General features: G+C 69.6%; 16 protein-coding genes. 11 read left to right on the forward strand and 5 right to left on the reverse strand.

Annotated elements, in window-relative coordinates:
• Window positions 1–4 precede the first annotated feature (4 nt).
• The 4 genes from ABTU92_RS05385 to ABTU92_RS05400 all read right to left on the reverse strand — a co-directional run bounded on the left by ABTU92_RS05385 (window position 5) and on the right by ABTU92_RS05400 (window position 3,999).
• Complete coding sequence (locus ABTU92_RS05385) at window positions 5–1,573, reverse strand: FAD-dependent monooxygenase (RefSeq protein WP_408088403.1); 1,569 nt, start codon at window positions 1,571–1,573, stop codon at window positions 5–7.
• On the reverse strand, window positions 1,570–2,310 hold the full coding sequence (locus ABTU92_RS05390) for an SDR family NAD(P)-dependent oxidoreductase (RefSeq protein WP_408088405.1): 741 nt from the start codon (window positions 2,308–2,310) through the stop codon (window positions 1,570–1,572). The genes ABTU92_RS05385 and ABTU92_RS05390 overlap by 4 nt, the downstream gene beginning before the upstream one ends.
• Before the next feature lie 73 nt (window positions 2,311–2,383).
• On the reverse strand, window positions 2,384–3,151 hold the full coding sequence (locus tag ABTU92_RS05395) for an ABC transporter permease (RefSeq protein ID WP_408088407.1): 768 nt from the start codon (window positions 3,149–3,151) through the stop codon (window positions 2,384–2,386).
• Complete coding sequence (locus tag ABTU92_RS05400; RefSeq protein WP_408088409.1) at window positions 3,148–3,999, reverse strand: ABC transporter ATP-binding protein; 852 nt, start codon at window positions 3,997–3,999, stop codon at window positions 3,148–3,150. Before ABTU92_RS05400 ends, ABTU92_RS05395 begins: the two co-directional genes overlap by 4 nt.
• A 372-nt stretch (window positions 4,000–4,371) precedes the next feature.
• Here ABTU92_RS05400 and ABTU92_RS05405 point away from each other — a divergent pair, with 372 nt between their 5' ends.
• The 8 genes from ABTU92_RS05405 (at window position 4,372) to ABTU92_RS05440 (ending at window position 11,028) form a co-directional block, all read left to right on the forward strand.
• Window positions 4,372–5,094, forward strand: coding sequence for a GntR family transcriptional regulator (locus ABTU92_RS05405; protein ID WP_408088411.1), 723 nt, complete (start codon window positions 4,372–4,374; stop codon window positions 5,092–5,094).
• A 58-nt stretch (window positions 5,095–5,152) separates the two neighbouring features.
• Window positions 5,153–6,229, forward strand: coding sequence for an Ldh family oxidoreductase (locus ABTU92_RS05410; protein ID WP_408088413.1), 1,077 nt, complete (start codon window positions 5,153–5,155; stop codon window positions 6,227–6,229).
• A 17-nt stretch (window positions 6,230–6,246) separates the two neighbouring features.
• Window positions 6,247–6,660: a RidA family protein gene (locus ABTU92_RS05415; protein WP_408088415.1), complete on the forward strand. Its 414-nt coding sequence runs from the start codon at window positions 6,247–6,249 to the stop codon at window positions 6,658–6,660.
• Window positions 6,657–7,598, forward strand: a complete 942-nt coding sequence (locus ABTU92_RS05420) for a fumarylacetoacetate hydrolase family protein (protein ID WP_408088417.1) — start codon at window positions 6,657–6,659, stop codon at window positions 7,596–7,598. Before ABTU92_RS05415 ends, ABTU92_RS05420 begins: the two co-directional genes overlap by 4 nt.
• Window positions 7,595–7,987 (forward strand): hypothetical protein, encoded by a 393-nt coding sequence (locus ABTU92_RS05425; protein WP_408088419.1) that lies wholly within the window; start codon window positions 7,595–7,597, stop codon window positions 7,985–7,987. The genes ABTU92_RS05420 and ABTU92_RS05425 overlap by 4 nt, the downstream gene beginning before the upstream one ends.
• Before the next feature lie 39 nt (window positions 7,988–8,026).
• On the forward strand, window positions 8,027–8,881 hold the full coding sequence (locus ABTU92_RS05430; protein WP_408088421.1) for a cupin domain-containing protein: 855 nt from the start codon (window positions 8,027–8,029) through the stop codon (window positions 8,879–8,881).
• Entirely contained in the window at window positions 8,878–9,891 is a 1,014-nt protein-coding gene (locus ABTU92_RS05435) for an amidohydrolase family protein (RefSeq protein WP_408088423.1), read from the forward strand. Before ABTU92_RS05430 ends, ABTU92_RS05435 begins: the two co-directional genes overlap by 4 nt.
• Window positions 9,892–10,008: 117 nt before the next feature.
• Window positions 10,009–11,028 (forward strand): ABC transporter substrate-binding protein, encoded by a 1,020-nt coding sequence (locus ABTU92_RS05440; protein WP_408088425.1) that lies wholly within the window; start codon window positions 10,009–10,011, stop codon window positions 11,026–11,028.
• Between the two features lie 149 nt (window positions 11,029–11,177).
• Here the strand turns inward: ABTU92_RS05440 and ABTU92_RS05445 are convergent, their stop codons facing one another.
• Window positions 11,178–12,206, reverse strand: coding sequence for a helix-turn-helix transcriptional regulator (locus ABTU92_RS05445; RefSeq protein WP_408088427.1), 1,029 nt, complete (start codon window positions 12,204–12,206; stop codon window positions 11,178–11,180).
• A 268-nt stretch (window positions 12,207–12,474) separates the two neighbouring features.
• Here ABTU92_RS05445 and ABTU92_RS05450 point away from each other — a divergent pair, with 268 nt between their 5' ends.
• From ABTU92_RS05450 to ABTU92_RS05460, 3 genes are read left to right on the forward strand one after another with little or no spacing between them, the layout of a single operon-like run.
• The gene (locus ABTU92_RS05450) at window positions 12,475–14,808 is read left to right on the forward strand and encodes a TonB-dependent siderophore receptor (protein WP_408088429.1); all 2,334 of its coding nucleotides are present in this window, start codon (window positions 12,475–12,477) and stop codon (window positions 14,806–14,808) included.
• Between the two features lie 26 nt (window positions 14,809–14,834).
• Window positions 14,835–15,752, forward strand: a complete 918-nt coding sequence (locus ABTU92_RS05455) for an alpha/beta hydrolase (RefSeq protein ID WP_408088431.1) — start codon at window positions 14,835–14,837, stop codon at window positions 15,750–15,752.
• The gene (locus ABTU92_RS05460; protein ID WP_408088433.1) at window positions 15,749–16,885 is read left to right on the forward strand and encodes an ABC transporter substrate-binding protein; all 1,137 of its coding nucleotides are present in this window, start codon (window positions 15,749–15,751) and stop codon (window positions 16,883–16,885) included. Before ABTU92_RS05455 ends, ABTU92_RS05460 begins: the two co-directional genes overlap by 4 nt.
• Window positions 16,886–16,982 lie beyond the last annotated feature (97 nt).

Consider the following 16,982-nt stretch of genomic DNA (forward strand, 5'->3'; position numbering starts at 1 on the left):
CCGTTCAAATGCCCACGATGCGCCGGTAGATCTCCTCCGCCACGCCGTCGCGCATCGGCACGATGGCGGCGACGCAGTCGTCCGGCCGCACCAGCACCACCGTGTCGGCGGGGCAGCCGAGACGTTCGAACAGCCGGTTGCCGACGTCGAGCAGGGCGCGGTCGCGCAGCCCGGAGTCGAGCGGCGCGTCCCAGCGCGAGACGACATAATGCTTCAGGCCGGGCACGCCGGCGTGCGGGATCGCCGGCCGCCGACGCGCGTCGGTGAAATGGAGCGCGACGAAGCTGTCGTCGATCAGGTCGTGCAGGCGGTGCGGCCGCCCGTCCGGGCCGTGCAGCTCGGCGTCGGGCATGCGGTCGCCGACCTGCAGCGGGCCGCGATCCATCTTCACCATCGACCATGGCGTCGTCTCGTCGACGCCGATGCGGATGCCGAGCAGGGTGCGGGTGGCGGCGAGCCCCCAGGCGCTGCCCGACATCAGGTCGGCGACCTCGCCTTCACCGGCCATGTATTTGCGGGCCTGCTCGGCCATCTCGCCGGAGCCGCCGACGGCGAGCGGCTGCTGCTCGCGTGCGTAGCCGTCGAGCAGCGCGGCGCCGGCCCATCCGCGGGTCACCCAGGCGAGGCGCCAGGGCAGGCTGATCGCATCGAGAATGCCGGTGTTGAGACCGAGCGCCCACATCGGCGTGATCAGATGCGCGGCATCGCCCATCAGGAACACGCGGTCCCGCCGCCACTCCGTGGCGATGCGATGGTGGACCCGGTAGACGACCGTGTTGATCACCTCCATGTCGCGTACGTCGCCGATGAAGCGCCGCGCCTTGTCGGCGAGCACGTCGGGGCCGGGCGGCTCGGCCTCGGGCGGCAGCGGGAACAGAAGGCGCCAGCAGTGCGGCTGCCGCACCAGGATCATCCACTCCTGCGGATCGGCGAAGTAGGCGAGATACGGGTAGTCGCGCGGGTTCTCGACGTCGAGGTCGACCTTCAGGTCGACCAGCATGTAGCGCACGTCGTGCGACACGCCGTCGACCGCCACGCCGAGCTGCGTGCGGACCGTGCTGCGGCCGCCGTCGCAGGCGAGCAGATAGGACCCCTCGACCTCGCGCTCGCCCTCGGGCGTCGCGAAGGTCGCCACCACGCCGTCGGCAGTCTGCCGGAACGAGGTCAGGCGGTGCCGCAGATGCAGCGCGTCGGGGCAGCGCGCATCGAGCTCGTCGCGCAGCACCGGCTCGAGGTGATGCTGCGGCAGGTTGATGACGAACGGATAGCGGGTGTCCTCGGCCAGCACGGCGGTGCGCACCGACAGCGTCGGCGTGTTGGTCGCGCGGTCGAGCCCGCCGATCTCGTCGACCCGCAACGCCTTCGCGAGCACCGGGTCGGCGACGCCGTAGCGGCGGAACGCCTCCAGGGTGCGGGTCAGGATCGTGCCGGCCTTGGTGTCGAGCGACAGCGAGTCGTCCTCTTCGAAGATTCTTAGGGGCAGGCCGTAGAAGTCGAGCCCGAGCGCCGTGGTCAGGCCGACCGGTCCGGCCCCGACGACGATGACAGGCTTCCTGATGTCAGCGCTGCTCATGCGTCGCTCGCGGAATAGACGAAGTCCCGGCTGAGCAGCGACGCCGTCATGGTCGCCGCGTCCGACAGGAGGAACATCAGCGGTCCGACCACGTCTTCGGGCGTCCCGACGCCCGTCGAGGCGCGCCAGCGCTCGTGATCGGCGCCCTCGTTGGCGGCCCGGTATTGCGGCGTGTCGATCACGCCCGGCGCGATCAGGTTGAACTTCACGCGATGCGACGCGACCTCCTTGGCGGCGCTCTTCACGAAGGCGATCAGCGCCGCCTTGCTGGCCGCATAGGCGGACGCCTCCGGCCAGCCCTGGTGCGCGAGGCCGGACGTGAAGGCGACGATGCTGCCGCGGCGCCGCCGCACCATGCCGGCGACCACGGCCTGATAACACCACACGACGCCGTCGAGATTGACGCCGATGACGCGTCGCCACGCCGCTGCGTCCATGTCCTCGACGCGCCGGCGCGGCTGCACGGCGGCGCCGCAGACCAGGCCGTCGATACGGCCGTGCTCCGCCTCGATGGCGGCGAAGGTTTCCATTACGGCGTCGCGGTTCGACACGTCGAGCGCTCGCACCGCGATCGACGGCGCGTCGCGCTGCAGGCGCGCCATCGCGTCGCGGTCGACATCGCACACCACGACGCGCGCGCCGGCCGCCGCGGCGGCACGGGCGAGCGCCCGGCCGATTCCGCTCGCCCCGCCCGTGACGACGATCACGTCGCCGTCTGCCTCGAAACGCACTTTCATTCGATCGGTCTCCCCCGCGGGCGCGGCGCCCGTGAAACGTCGCTCGACGCCGCCGGCCGCGACGTCGGGGTCGTCAGTGATGGCCCCACGGCATCAGGATGCGTTCGGCGACCACCACCAGGAAGAACAGCGCGATGCCGAGGATGCTGAGCCAGACCAGCGCGGCCCAGGCGAGCGGGCCGTCGAGCTGGGAGTTGGCGGTGAGCAGCAGGTTGCCGAGCCCCTCGTTGGAGCCGACGAACTCGCCGATCACGGCGCCGATCACGGCGAGCGTCACGGCGACCTTGGCGCCCGAGATGATGAACGGCATGGCGGCCGGGAACTGCACCTTCCAGAAGGTCTGGCTCGGCGAGGCGCTGACCGAGCGGGCGAGCTCGAGCAGCCCCGGCGGCGTCGCTCGCAGGCCCGTCGCGGTGTCGACGACGATCGGGAAGAACGCCACCAGGAAGGCGATGACGAGCTTCGACTCCATGCCGGTGCCGAACCACACCAGGATGATCGGTGCGACCGCGACCTTGGGGATCGACTGGGTGGCGATCAGGATCGGGTAGAAGGTGAGGTTGAGGATGCGCGAGTTGGCGACGCAGACGGCGAGCGGCACGCCGATCACCACGGCGAGCGCGAAGCCGTAGACCGATTCCGCGAGCGTCGGCCAGGTCTGCTCGAGCAGCGTGTCGAAGTGGCGGATGCTCGCCTTGGCGATCGCCCACGGGCCCGGCAGAACGATCGGGTTGACCGAGAACGCCGTGACATAGGCCTGCCACAAGCCGAGCACGACGACGATGCCGACGATCGGATAGGCGATCGCCTCGACGGTGCGGGCGGTGCTGCTGGGCTTCATCGCGTGATTCCGAGAGCGATGCCGGCGCGGTGCTCGTACCCGGTGAAGGCCGCGTCGTAGCGCAGCGCCGGCGTGCGGGGGTAGGGCAGATCGACCTCGATGTAGTCGGCGATGCGGGCCGGTCGCTTGGAGAAGGCGACGATCACGTCGGACAGATAGACGGCCTCGCTGATCGAGTGGGTGACGAACAGCGTCGTCGCGTTGGTGACCTTGCGGATCTGCAGGAGCAGGTCGTGCATCTCCATGCGGGTCAATTCGTCGAGGGCGCCGAACGGCTCGTCCATCAGGAGGAGCTTCGGCTCGTGCACCAGCGCGCGGCACAGCGCGGCGCGCTGCTGCATGCCGCCGGAGAGCTGCGAGGGCCGCGCGTTCTCGAAGCCGGAGAGGCCGACGAGGGCGAGCAGCTCCAGGGCGCGGCGCTTCGCGGCGGCATCCTTGCGGCGCAGGATCTCCATCGGGAACAGCACGTTGTCGAGCACGGTGCGCCACGGCATCAGGTTCGCCTGCTGGAACACGAAGCCGAAGTCGGGCTGCGGGCGCGTCACCTGCTGGCCGCGGATCTCGACCACCCCATAGGTCGCCTCGGCGAGCCCGGCGACGATCTTCAGAAAGCTCGTCTTGCCGCAGCCGCTGGGTCCCAACAGGCTGACCAGCGTGCCCTCGGCGAGATCGAAGGAGATGTCCTCGATCGCCACCAGCGGGCGGCCCGAGTCCTGCCTGAACTCCTGATGGACGTTGCGGAAGCGCCCGAACGGCCGGCTCGCGCCAGCCGGTGATCCGCTCGTCGCCGGCGTGCCGGGCGCCCCGGCTGTCGGTTCCGCGACCATGGTGACGGTGCCGGCGCTCACGGCGACACCGGCCGGGCCGGCAGAGGTTTTGCGTGCAAAGCCGGAGCGGGTGCGGGGCCTGCGCGTCCGCCGGGGGCGAGCGGCGGCCCGGACGCTGCGACGGCGCCGCGCGTTGCGGGGCTCGTGCGATCGGGCATCGGCGTCGCTCCTCTGTTGCTGCCGGTACGGGGGCTCCGGCGCACATCCCGGGCGATCCACGCCGCCGTCGCACTCTGCAAGAGACGCATCGGGACGGGCGGTCACCAGAATGATTTTATAAGATCGCGGTCGTCTGCTCGCGTCAATACATTTTATAAAATCCGTTGATTTTGGGAAATCGGTCGGCTAAGGAGGAGCATGCTCCGGCGTCGGGCCGGGCCATGCGAGACCGCCATGCCGATCAGCACCAATGCGCGCACCGCTCCGCGCGGACGCGCCGACCTCTCCGAGCCGCAGACTCTCGGCGGGCGCGCGCTCGACGTGCTGCGCGCCGACATTCTGCAGTGCCGCCTGCGGCCGGGCACGCGGCTGCGCCTCGAGGAGCTGCGCGAGCGCTACGGCATGAGCATCAGCCCGCTGCGCGAGGCGCTGATGCGGCTGGAGTCGGAGGGGCTCGTCGTCCTCGCCGAGAACAAGGGGTTCCGGGTCGCGCCGGTGTCGCCGGCGCATCTCACCGACCTCACCGAGACCCGCATCGAGATCGAGACGCTAATGATCCGCCGCGCCGTCGCGGCCGGCGACGTCGCCTGGGAGGCCGACATCCTCGGCGCCTTTCACCGCCTGTCGCGCCAGCAGAAGGCCGATCCGTCGGCGCCCGGCGCGATCTCGCCCACCTGGTCGCGCGAGCACCGCGCCTTCCATGCGAGCCTGTCGGACGCCTGTCCGTCCGAGCTCCTGCGCAACTTTCGTGATCAGCTGTTCGACCAGGCGGAGCGCTACGTGGCGCTCTCGATCGGCTTCACGGCGAAGCCGCGCGACGACATCGGCGAGCACGAAGGCCTGATGAAGGCCGTGCTGGCGCGCGACGCCGAGACCGCGTGCCACCTGTGCGCGACCCATATCCGCCAGACCACCGAGAAGGTGCTGGCCGCGACCGACGCGCTCACCGCCGTTTGACGGCCGAGCGCGGCCCGCGGCGGCGACGAGCGACAGAAGAAAATCGAGGAGCCCCCGGATGACGTCGGACGGAACGGTCGAGCTCGAAGCCGACGGGCTGATCGCCCGGGTCGCCGCGCTGTTCGCCGACGCCGGCCTGTCGGCCGCCGCGTCCGAGCGGGTCGCGACGACGCTGGTCGACGCCGAGCGCGACGGCATCGGCTCGCACGGCGTCGCCATGGCGGAGATGTATCTCGAACGCCTGCGCCGCGGCTCGGTGTCGGCGCGCGAGACGGCCGAGGTGGTGAGCGATCGCGGCATCGCCGTGGTGCTCGACGCCGGCCACGCACTCGGTCATCTCACCGCGCCGCAGGCGATGCGCATCGCGGTCGACAAGGCGAAGTCGCTCGGCGCCGGCATCGTGGCGGTGCGGCACGCCTTTCATTTCGGCGTCGCGCGCCATTACGCGGCGATCGCCGCCGAGGACGGCTGCATCGGCCTCGTGATGTGCAACACGCGCCCGCTGATGCCGGCGCCGGGCGGCGCGGCGCGCGCCGTCGGCAACAATCCGCTCGCCATCGCGGTGCCGAGCGACGGCGCGCCGCCGCTCGCGCTCGACATGGCGATGAGCGAGGCCGCGATGGGCAAGATCAGGCTCGCCGAGAAGAGCGGCCGCGCGATCCCGCCGAGCTGGGCCGTGCGCGCCGACGGCGCGCCGACCACGGATCCGGCCGAGGCGATCGCCGGCATGCTGCTGCCCGCCGCCGGGCCGAAAGGTTTCGGGCTCGCCTTCATGATCGACCTGATGTGCGGGCTCCTGTCGGGCGGCGCCATCGGCGACGCGGTGCGGCCGCTCTATGGCAACCTCGGCGAGCCCTACGACTGCGCGCATCTGTTCGTCGCAATCGACGTCGGCCATTTCGGCGACCTGAACGCCTTCCGCGCCGCCGCCACGGCGGCCGGAGATCGCATCCGGAGCGCGCCGCGCGCGTCCGGGGTCGAGCGGCTCTACACGCCGGGCGAGATCGAGTGGGAGCGGCGCCGTGCCGGCGGCGACCGCATCAGGATTCCGGCGAGCGTCGCCGCGACGCTCGATCGGCTCACCGACGAGATGAACGCGGGGCGGCGGGCCGCCGGCGGCCGCGCCATCGCGTGACCCGGGAGGCAGCGATCATGAGCAAGCAGGAACTCTCCACCGACAAGCTGATCAAGCCGCTCGGGCACTATGCGCAGGCCGCCGTGGTCGAGGCGCGCGGCAAGATGGTGTTCGTCTCCGGCATGACGGCGCGCCGCGCCGACGGCTCGATCGCCGGCATCGGCGACATCGAGGCGCAGACCCGCCAGGTGATCGAGAACATCAAGTCGGCGCTGGAGACGGCGGGCGGCACGCTCGATCACGTGTGTCGGGTCGACGTGTATGTCCGCAACATGGAGCACTTCCAGCAGATCCACAAAGTGCGGCGCGAGTATTTCAAGCCGCCGCTGCCGGCCTCCACGCTGGTCGAGGTGACCAAGCTCGCGCACCCTGAGTATCTGATCGAGATCAACGCCATCGCGGTGGTGCCCGAGAGCGGGGTCGCGGCATGAGGATCGCGGCGGTCGCGCATCAGGGCGGCGAGCGGCTCGCGCTGGTCGAGGGTGACGCCCTCGTCCTTCTGCCGGCCGATCTCGGCGATCTGGTCGGCATCGTGGAGGGTGGCGCCGATGCACTCTCGCGACTTCGGGCGGCAGCGGAACGATCACGTGAGAAAATCCCGCTCGCCGGCGCGCGGCTGCTGCCGCCGGTCCGCCGCTTCGGCCGCGACATCCTGTGCACGGGCTGGAACTACTGGGATCATTTCGAGGAGGGCTTCGGCCGCCGCGAGGGCCAGGACGTCCCCAAGCCCGACCATCCGACCTTCTTCACCAAGCGCCCCGACGTGGTGATCGGGCCGTACGATCCGATTGCCTTCGATCCCGCGCTGTCGCACCAGTGGGACTACGAGGCCGAGCTCGCCGTCGTGATCGGCAAGACCGGGCGCAACATCCCGGTCGAGACGGCGATGGATCACGTGTGGGGCTACTGCCTCGCCAACGACGTCTCGCTGCGCAGCGTGCAGCGCGCCCATGGCGGCCAGTGGCTGAAAGGCAAGAGCGTCGACGGCACCATGCCGATCGGGCCGTGGATCGTCACGGCCGACGCGCTCGATTATCACGACGTGACTCTGCAATGCGTCGTCAACGGCACCACGCTGCAGGACGGCTCGACGCGGCTGATGGCGTTCGACCTGCCGACCCTGATCGCCGAGGCGTCGCGCGGCATGACGCTGCATGCCGGCGAATTGTTCCTCACCGGCACGCCGTCCGGCGTCGGCAATGCCCGCACGCCGCAGACCTTCCTGAACGAAGGCGACGAGGTGATCGTGCGTGGCACCGGGCTCGGCGAGCTGCGCAACGTTATGACTCCGACCGATCTTCACACGCCCGCAGCCGGCGCCAAGACCGGCGCGGCGCTCGCGCCCGCGCGGGCGGAGAGCGTGCCATGACGGACCGCCACGGTCTCCAGCTCGCGGCCGAGCGTGGCCTGACGCTCGACGACGTGGGATCGAAAATCCTGCTCGACAACGCGCATGTGCGCATCTGGGAGGTGCGGATCGCGCCCGGCGAGACGCTCGGCTGGCACATCCATTACCATCCCTATGTCGTGATCGCCGTGACGGGCGGCAAGAACGAGATCGAGACCATCTTCGGCGATCGGCGCACCACCTACGAGCCGCCCGGTCATGTCGTGCTGATCGACGGCATGCGACCGGTCCATCGCCTCACCAATCGCGACAAGACGACCTATCTGGCCCGGCTGATCGAGCTCAAGCACATCCGCTGGATCCCGGAAACCGCACCGCTGCCGAGCCTCGAGCGACCCGACACCGAATGACCGCGAGCGCGGCGAAGACGCGCCCGAGCAGGAGAGCCCATGAGCGACGTTCACGGACTGAAGAAGGCGAAGGAGCTCGGCATCAGGCTGCGCGAGATCGGCAGCCGGGTCGTGCTCGAGAACGAGCACGTGCGCATCTGGGAGGTGAAGGTCGAGCCGGGCGAGACGGTCGACTTCCACATCCACTACCATCCTTATGCGGTCGTCTCGATCGACGGCGGCGAGAACGAGGTCGAGACGATCTTCGGCGACACACGCAGCACCTTCGAGCCGCCGGGCGCGACCGTGTTCATCGACGGCATGCGGCCCGTCCACAAGCTCACCAACAAGTCGAACGTGACCTACCTGTCGCGCCTGGTCGAGCTCAAGCACATCACCTGGACGCCCGAGGAGGCGCCGCTGCCGAGCACCGATGCGGCGACGCCGGCCGCGTCGTCGACGCCAGCCGGAGCCCCGTCGGCCTTGCCGGCCGAAGCGGGTTCTGCGAGCGCATCGGCCTTGCCGGCCGACGCGATGGCGGCGTTCAAGGAAATCCTGATCCAGACCGCCGACATGGACTGGGCCGCCAAGTCGCTCGCGGGCTTGTCGCAGAAGATGCTGTGGCGCAACGAGGAGACCGGCGCGTCGATCGGCCTCGTGCGGTTCGAGAAGGGGGCGGGCGTGCCGGAAGCGCATGCCCACGCCTCCAATCAGTTCATGTTCTGCCTGGAGGGCCGATACCGCTACATCCCGACCGGCACGACGCTGACGCCGGGCTGCTTCTACTGGAACCCGAAGGGCAGCGTGCACGGCCCGACCATCGCCGAGGAGACCTCGGTGCTGCTCGAGATCTACGACGGCCCGCATTACCCGGTCCGCCCCTCCTGGTATACCAACGACGACGATGCCCGATGACGACGCCTTCTGATCCCGGCGGCTGGGATGTCCACACCCACCTGATTCCGCCGGCGCTGGTCGCGGCGGCGGAGCGGGGGGCCGTGTGGGGCATGACGGCGGCCGCCGGCACCCTGAAGGTGTGCGGGCACGGCGTGCCGCTGCGGCCGATCTCGGAGGCCGGCGCGCTGGTCGAGCGGGTGCGGCGCGACGGGCTCGACGGCGCCGTCGTGTCGGTGCCGCCGCCGCTGTTCCGGCCCGACATCGCCCCGGCGGAACGGCGCGCCTATGTGGACGCCATCAACGAGGGTCTTCGCGAAGCCTGCGCGCCGCATGCGCCGACCTTGCGGCCGCTCGCCTATCTGCCGACCGAGGATCCGGAACTCGCCGTCGCGGTGGCCGAAAATCTCGACGAGGGATGGGCCGGCGTCGTCATCGGCACCGCGCTCGGCGCGCGCTCCTACGCCGATCCTGATTACGAGCCGCTTTGGAGTCTCTTGGAGGCGCGCCGCTTCGCCGCCTTCCTCCACCCCGGCGACTGCCCCGACGAGCGCCTCGATCGCCACTATCTCACCAATCTGCTCGGCAACCCTTACGAGACGACGCTCGCGGGCGCCGGCTTCGTGCTCGGCGGCGTGTTCGAGCGTCATCCGAACCTGCACGTCGTGCTGGCCCATGGCGGCGGCTGCACCGCGACGCTCGCCGGCCGCTGGCAGCAGGGTGTTCTCACGAAGCGTCCGGGCGTGCCGCAGACCGCGCTGATGCCGCTCGATGCACTGAAGCACTTCTTCGTCGACAGCCTGGTGCATCACCCGGCCTATCTCGATTATCTGATCGCCGTCATGGGCGCCGATCGCATCGTGCTCGGCAGCGACTGGCCGTTCCCGATGGGCGCCGACCATGCCGATCACGATCTCGGCCATCTTCCGCCCGGGCTTCGCCGAACCATCCGATACGAAAACGCCTGCGCGGCCTTCGGGGCCGATCGTCTCGCCGGCTGTGCGGGAGCCGAGCGGAGCGCGGCGCGATGAACCGCCCTGTGGTCCGGCTTTTGCGTCCCTGTAACGTGCGTTCCACCTGACGTGAGATGCGACGGCTCGGTCTCGTCCACGTCACCCCCGAGGCTCGGATGATCACGGAGAACCGACATGCCGACCGTCACTAAGCTGATCGGAGCCGCATTGGGCGCGGTCGTCGCGCTTTCGACCGCACTGACGTCCAGTGCGATGGCGCAGGAGCGCGACGTCAAGTTCATCCTCGACTTCATCAGCCTCGGCCGGCACGCGCCGTGGTACGTGGCGCTCGGCAAGGGCTTCTACAAGGAGGAGGGGCTGAACGTCTCCATCATCCCGTCGAAGGGCACGGCCGACGCGATCCGCTCCGTCGTCACCGGCATCGCCGACATCGGCTTCATCGACATCCCGAGCCTGGTCGCGTCGGGCTCGGCCGCCGGCAACGTCAAGATCGTCGCCGTGAACTATCAGAAACCGCCGTACTGCGTGTTCTCGCTCGACCCCGGCGCCAACGTCACCGATCCGAAACAGCTCGCCAATCTCGAGTTCGGCTCGAGCACGTCGTCGTTCTTGCCGCGCATCATGCAGGCCTTCATGGAGATGAACGGGGTCGACAGCAAGACCCTCAAGGTCGTGAACATCGACGGCGCCGCGCGCGTGCCGATGCTCGCCGCCCGCAAGGTCGCCTCGGTCGACCAGTTCATCATGAGCGAGCCGGCGATCCGCCGGGCCGTCACGGACGCGAAGCCGAAGTGCCTGTTCCTCGGCGATTTCGGGCTCGACATCTACTCGAACTCGATCGGCACCACCGAGGAGTACCTGACCAAGAATCCCGACGTCGTGAAGAAGTTCGTGCGCGCCTCGCTGCGCGGCTGGCAGTACGCGCTCGCCAACCCGAAGGAGGCGGCGCAGATCCAGATCCAGTACGTCAAGGCGCTCAATCCCGACATCGTCGCCGAGGAGGTCGAGATCCTCAAGCGCATCGCCGTCACCCCCGAGGTCGAGAAGAAGGGCTTCGGCACCGTCTCGCTCGACACCATGAAGCGCACCGTCGACTTCATGAACAAGAACGTCGACATCCCGGGCGAGAAGCTCGCGGCCGAGCAGATCTGGCGCCCCGGTTTCCTGCCCGAGACGCCGGTCCTGCCGAAGTAAGGCGATCGTCGCATCGGTCGCGGAGCGACCGGAGCACGGCCGGGCCGGTCCCGGCGGGCCGTGCCCCGGCGACCTCTCCGATGCTCTCGAGGAGCCGGTCGGTGTGACGGCGGCGCAGATCCGGCGAGCTGCGACTGCCGGAAACGCGCCTACAGGCGGGCGCGAAAATGGCGTGGCGGCACGCCGAAGGTGCGCTTGAAGGCGGTGGCGAAATTCGCCGGGTTGGCGTAGCCGGCGATGAACGCCGCCTCGTTGACCGAGACGCCGTCGCGCTCCAGCGCCTCGCGGGCGCGCTCCAGCTTGCGGGCCCGGATGTGGTCGACGACCGTCGTCCCGCGCGCCGCCCGGAACACCCGCTGCAGGGTCGAGACGCTCATGCCGACATGGCGGGCGACCGTGTCGAGCGTCACGGCATCGTCCAGATGGGCGTCGACGAACTCGCAGACGGCGCGCACCCGGGCATAGTCCTTCGGCCGCAGCATCGCCGCGGCGGTCCTGTCCTGAGCGGCGATGTCGGCGTGCGCGACCGCGTTGAGCGCCTCGCCGACGATGTCGAGCGTCCGGCTCTCCACGTACAGGTTGCGCATCAGCGGCGCGTAGGGCGGCGGCTTGAGAATCTGCTCGACCAGCGAGACCAGCCGCGCTGACGGCGTCCAGCGCAGGCTGGCGAGATGCGAGCGGCTGAACGCCAGCACGCCGCGGTGATCCTCGATGGTGTCGAGGCCGCTCTCCTCCAGCCATTGCGGCGACACCGTCACGGTGACCTTGCGGATATGGGTGCCGCAGGCCGAGACCCGGCGGAACATCTCGCGCCGCGCGCGGGCGACAACCACGGCCTCGATCGGGCCGCTCGTGCCGTCGCGCCGCCCCATGGCGAAGGCACGCTCGCCCACATGGGCCGTGACGCCGCCCTCGAGGAACAGCGAGAAGGTCAGCCCGGGCTCCTGCACGGCCTGGGTCTCCAGGTCGTGCAGATCCCACACGTCGGTGGCGTGGAGCTGCAGGCCGGAGCGCAGCACGAGCTGGACGAAGTCGCCGCGCAGCAGCGCCGCGTCGTCGTCGAGCACCGGGGCGACGAGCCGGAAGTCCGCTGCCTTGGCCCAGCGACGCAGATCGCGATGCCGCACGAGCCGTGCGCCCGGGCCGTCCTGGCTCGCGTTCATCGAGATGTCGCTCAAGGTGCCGTCCGATCGATCACGCCAGCAACTTCGTTCAGCGCGACAGTGACGTCAACGGCTCTCCGGCGATTTCGAAATGGTATAGCTCTAAACTTCGAAGTCTAGAATTGCATCAAGCAAGCCCATTGTCGTAGGCGTTTGGTGATTTCGCAAAGGAAATACACGCCCTGTCGAATGTACGCCTCCTCCGACCCCGGTTAACTGTCGGGATCACTTGAGGACGGGTGTGACGCGGCTACGGCCGTGAGTGCGACGACAGGGGCTGACCATGACTCACACGACATCGACCAGCGGATCCGTGCGGATCGTCGGCCTGTTGCTCGCCACGACGATGCTGACTGGCACGCTCGCGGCATCGGCGCTCGCGCAGAGCACGGCCCTGCCGACCATCCGGGTCGAGGGGGATCGCGACACCGGCGGCAGCGGCGGCGGCGAGGCGACGGCGCCGGGTGCCGGTGGCACCGTCACGGCGACGCGCGGCGTCGCGGCGACCTCGGGGAGCGCCGTCGGCCCGGTCGACGGCTACGTCGCCGACCGCAGCATGACCGGCACCAAGACCAACACGCCGGTGGTCGAGACGCCCGAGTCGGTGTCGATCGTCACCCGTGATCAGATGGAGGATCAGCAGGCCCAGAGCGTCAGCCAGGCGCTGCGCTACACGCCGGGCGTGCTCACCGATCTGCGGCCGGCGAGCCGCTTCGACATCATCCCGGTGCGCGGCTACGGCGGCAATCTCGGCGTGCTGCAGGGCTTCGTCGGCTTCCAGGACGGGCTCAAGCTGCAGCGCGGCATCTCGTTCGCGGTGCCGACCATCGATCCCTACACGCTGGAGCGGATCGAGGTGCTGCGCGGCCCCTCGTCGATCCTGTACGGCCAGACCAATCTGGGCGGCATGATCAACCTCGTGACCAAGCGGCCGCTCGACAAGCCGTTCCACGAGGTGCAGGTCACGGGCGGAAATTTCGAGCGCCTGCAGGGCACGTTCGACTTCTCCGGCCCGATCGACAAGGACGGCCACTGGCTCTATCGGCTGACCGGCCTCGCCCGCAACTCCAGCACCCAGGTCGACTACACCGAGGACGACCGCTACGTGCTCGCCCCGGCGCTGACCTGGAAGCCCAACAGCGACACCACCTGGACGCTGCTCGCCAACCACACCCAGGATCCGAACAGCTTCTACTCGGTGTTCCTGCCCAAGGAAGGCACCGTGATGCCGAGCCGGAGCGGCTGGATCGCGTCGACCTTCAACGTCTCGGACCCGGGCTACGAGGTGTTCGAGCGCAAGCAGACCTCGCTCACCTCGCTGTTCGAGCACCGCTTCAACGATGTCTGGACGGTCCGCCAGAACACCCGGATCATGCATCTCGAGACCAACTTCCGCGGCCTCTCGCCCACCAGCTACGCCAACGCGGCGCAGTCGATCATCAACCGCTCCAAGTCGAACGTGAAGGACGAGCTCGACTCGCTCGCCACCGACAACCAGGTGCAGGCGCAGTTCTACACCGGCGCGTTCAAGCACACGGTGCTGATGGGCCTCGACTACCAGTATGCCGATTCGAGCCGCCTGCTCGGCAACGCCAGCACTGGCGTCGCGACCATCAACTTCCTCGCGCCGCAGTACTGGCAGAACATCACCATTCCGGCCTATACGACCGACGCCAAGCAGACCAACGACCAGCTCGGCCTCTACGTCCAGGACCAGATCCGGCTCGGCAACCTGATCGGGATGTTCGGCGTCCGGCGCGATCGGGCGAGCTTCGACTTCGACCAGGTCACCATCGCGTCGGGCGCCGTCACGGCGGCGTCGCAGACCGACGAGGCGACCACCTGGCGGGCCGGCCTGCTCTATCATTTCGAGAACGGGCTGGCGCCCTACATCAGCTACTCGACCTCGTTCGAGCCGGTGACCGGCTCGACACTCGACTACTACAAGCGGCCGTTCAAGCCGACCACCGGCGAGCAGGTCGAGGCCGGCCTCAAGTATCAGCCGCCCGGCACCAACATGCTGTTCACGGCGGCCGTCTACGAGCTCACCCAGTACAACGTGCAGACGCCCGACACCGATCCGACCCACAAGGGTTGCGGCACCACGCCGTCGAGCTCGTGCAGCGTGCAGACCGGCGCGGTGCGCACCCGCGGCGTCGAGCTCGAGGCCAAGGCGAGCATCAACCGCAACATCGACCTGCTCGGCGCCTTCACGTGGCAGGACATGGTGGTGACGCAGGCGAACGACACCAGCCTCGGCAAGCGGCCCATCCAGGTGCCCGAGTATTTCGGCTCGGTGTGGGGCATGTACACGTTCCGCGACGGCCCGTTCGCGGGACTCGGTCTCGGCGCCGGCGTGCGCCACGTCTCGTCGACCTATGGTGACGTCGCCAACACGCTCGAGGTGCCGGCCTTCACGCTGGTCGACGCCGCCGTCCATTTCGACTTCGACTATATCGAACCGAAGCTGAAGGGCCTGCGCCTGTCGCTCAACGCCTCCAACCTGTTCGACAAGGAGTACGTCGCCTCCTGCAGCGCCGGCAGCGGCAGCTTCGACACCGGCTGCTACTTCGGCACGCGGCGCACCATCCTGGCGACCGCGAGGTATCGCTGGTGATGCGATCCTCAGGACCGGCGGTCGCGGTGCGCCGTGACCGTCTCGACGCCGCCGGCCTCTGCCCCCCGCCGGCGGCGTTGCCGCACACGCAGGTGCTGGCGCTGCGCCCACGCGGCGGGCTGGAGCATCGCGTCTTCGTCGCGCACCCGCACGGAAAGCCGCCGTCGTCGGCCGGCTATCCGCTGATCGTGATCACCGACGCCAACGCCGCCTTCGCGACAGTCTCCGAGGCGGTGGGCCTTCGCTCGCGGCGCGCAGAGGTGACTGGCGTGGTGCCGGCCGTGGTGGTCGGGCTCGGCTATCCGACCGACGAGCCGCTCAATCTCGTCCGGCGCACCTACGACTACACGCCGGCGCCGCGCGGGCCGCTCGAGATGCCGCCGCGGCCGGACGGCGCGGCCTGGCCACCGGTCGGCGGGGCCGATGCGTTCCTGGATTTCATCGAGGCCGACGTGCTGCCGGCGATCGGCCGCGATTTCCCGCTCGACCCGGCGCGCCGCACGCTGTTCGGCCACTCGTTCGGCGGGCTGTTCACGCTCTACACCTTGTTCACGCGGCCGGGCCTGTTCCGCACTCATGTGGCGGCGAGCCCGTCGATCTGGTTCGCCGACCGGGTGATCCTGGCGCACGAGCGCGATTTCGTCGCGGCGCTGCGGCCCGACGCCGATCTGCGCCTGCTGATCACCATGGGCGGCTGCGAGCAGGAGCCGACCACGGTCGAGCGCGACGGCGCCGACGCCGACACGCGGGCCGCCTGGAAGCGGCGCAACCGCATGATCGACAACGCGCGCGAGATGGCGGGCCGCCTCGCCCCGCTCGCGGGCCGCGGGCTCGCGGTCGACTACGTGGAGTTTCCTGACGAGGACCATGTCTCGGTGGTCCCGGCCGCGATCTCGCGCGCCGTCACGCTGGCGCTCGGCCGGCCGCTGCGGAGCAACCCATGACGCTGTCCCGCCGCACCCTTCTCACGACCGGCGCCGCCGCGGCGGCGGGCACGCTGGCACCGCGCCGCGCCCGCGCGGCGCACGACGTGATCACGGTGACGGACGTCGCCGGCCGCCGGGTCGAGATCGCCCGACCGGTGAAGCGCATCGTGCTCGGCGAGGGGCGCCAGCTGATCACGCTGTCGCTCGTCCACCCCGATCCGGTGTCGCTGCTCGCCGGCTGGCCCGGCGATCTCGTCCGCCAGGACAAGGTGACGTATGGCCGTTATTTGGAACGGTTTCCGGCCATCGCCGACGTGCCGATCGTCGGACGCGGCAGCGAGGAGACATTCTCCATCGAGCAGGCGCTGGCGACCAGCCCCGACCTGGCGATCCTGTCCGGCGGCTACGGACCGTCGCTGCGCTCGAAGGAGACGCTCGATCGCTTCGCCGCCGCCGGCGTGCCGGTCGTCTTCGTCGATCTGATCGCCAAGCCGCTCGACAACATCGTGCCGAGCCTGCGGCTGCTCGGCCGCGTGCTCGGCCGCGAGGACGCCGCCGAGCGCGTGGTCCAGTTCCACGAGAGCCGGGCAGGGCGGATCCGCGACCGCCTCGCCGCGGCGAGGCCGGTGGCGCCGACCGTGTTGATGAACGCCCATGCCGGGCTCAACGAGTGCTGCAATGCGCCCGGACGTGCCACCATCGGGGCCTTCATCGATCCCGCCGGCGGCACCAACATCGCGGTCGATGTGCTGAAGACGCCGTTCGGCCCGATCAGCCTCGAATACGTGATGGGGCGCGACCCGGAGGTCTATGTCGGCACCGGCGGGCAGCATCTCGCCGGCACCGGGGGGCTGGTGCTCGGGCCGGGCGTCGACCCGGCGGAATCGCGCGCCAAGCTCCAGGGCATCGTGAGGTCCCCCGGCCTCGCCGACATCGCGGCGGTGCGCAGCGGGCGCGTGCACGGGCTGTGGCACCTGTTCGGCAACTTCCCGCTCAACGTGCTGGCCCTCGAGGCGCTCGCCAAGTGGTTCCATCCGAAGCTGTTCGGCGATGTCGATCCCGACGCGAGCCTGAAGGTCGCCAACGAGACGCTGCTCGCCGTCCCCATGCACGGCACCTACTGGGTGTCGCTCGACGACAGGGGGCGGTGAGGACGGGATGGTGCTCCTTGTGTTGGTAGAGATGGTCGCGGGTGTGGCTACCCCCCTCCCCAACCCTCCCCCACAAGGGCAGGGGAATCGCGTTTGA

This window comes from Rhodoplanes sp. SY1, from assembly GCF_046000175.1.
GTDB lineage: Bacteria > Pseudomonadota > Alphaproteobacteria > Rhizobiales > Xanthobacteraceae > Rhodoplanes.

Coding starts and splice junctions, on each gene's coding strand:
- ABTU92_RS05460 (WP_408088433.1), top strand. CDS start 15,749: ATGACGCTGTCCCGCCGCACCCTTCTCACGACCGGCGCCGCCGCGGCG.
- ABTU92_RS05450 (WP_408088429.1), top strand. CDS start 12,475: ATGACTCACACGACATCGACCAGCGGATCCGTGCGGATCGTCGGCCTG.
- ABTU92_RS05410 (WP_408088413.1), top strand. CDS start 5,153: ATGACGTCGGACGGAACGGTCGAGCTCGAAGCCGACGGGCTGATCGCC.
- ABTU92_RS05435 (WP_408088423.1), top strand. CDS start 8,878: ATGACGACGCCTTCTGATCCCGGCGGCTGGGATGTCCACACCCACCTG.
- ABTU92_RS05430 (WP_408088421.1), top strand. CDS start 8,027: ATGAGCGACGTTCACGGACTGAAGAAGGCGAAGGAGCTCGGCATCAGG.
- ABTU92_RS05405 (WP_408088411.1), top strand. CDS start 4,372: ATGCCGATCAGCACCAATGCGCGCACCGCTCCGCGCGGACGCGCCGAC.
- ABTU92_RS05390 (WP_408088405.1), bottom strand. CDS start 2,310: ATGAAAGTGCGTTTCGAGGCAGACGGCGACGTGATCGTCGTCACGGGC.
- ABTU92_RS05415 (WP_408088415.1), top strand. CDS start 6,247: ATGAGCAAGCAGGAACTCTCCACCGACAAGCTGATCAAGCCGCTCGGG.
- ABTU92_RS05395 (WP_408088407.1), bottom strand. CDS start 3,151: ATGAAGCCCAGCAGCACCGCCCGCACCGTCGAGGCGATCGCCTATCCG.
- ABTU92_RS05420 (WP_408088417.1), top strand. CDS start 6,657: ATGAGGATCGCGGCGGTCGCGCATCAGGGCGGCGAGCGGCTCGCGCTG.
- ABTU92_RS05425 (WP_408088419.1), top strand. CDS start 7,595: ATGACGGACCGCCACGGTCTCCAGCTCGCGGCCGAGCGTGGCCTGACG.
- ABTU92_RS05440 (WP_408088425.1), top strand. CDS start 10,009: ATGCCGACCGTCACTAAGCTGATCGGAGCCGCATTGGGCGCGGTCGTC.
- ABTU92_RS05385 (WP_408088403.1), bottom strand. CDS start 1,573: ATGAGCAGCGCTGACATCAGGAAGCCTGTCATCGTCGTCGGGGCCGGA.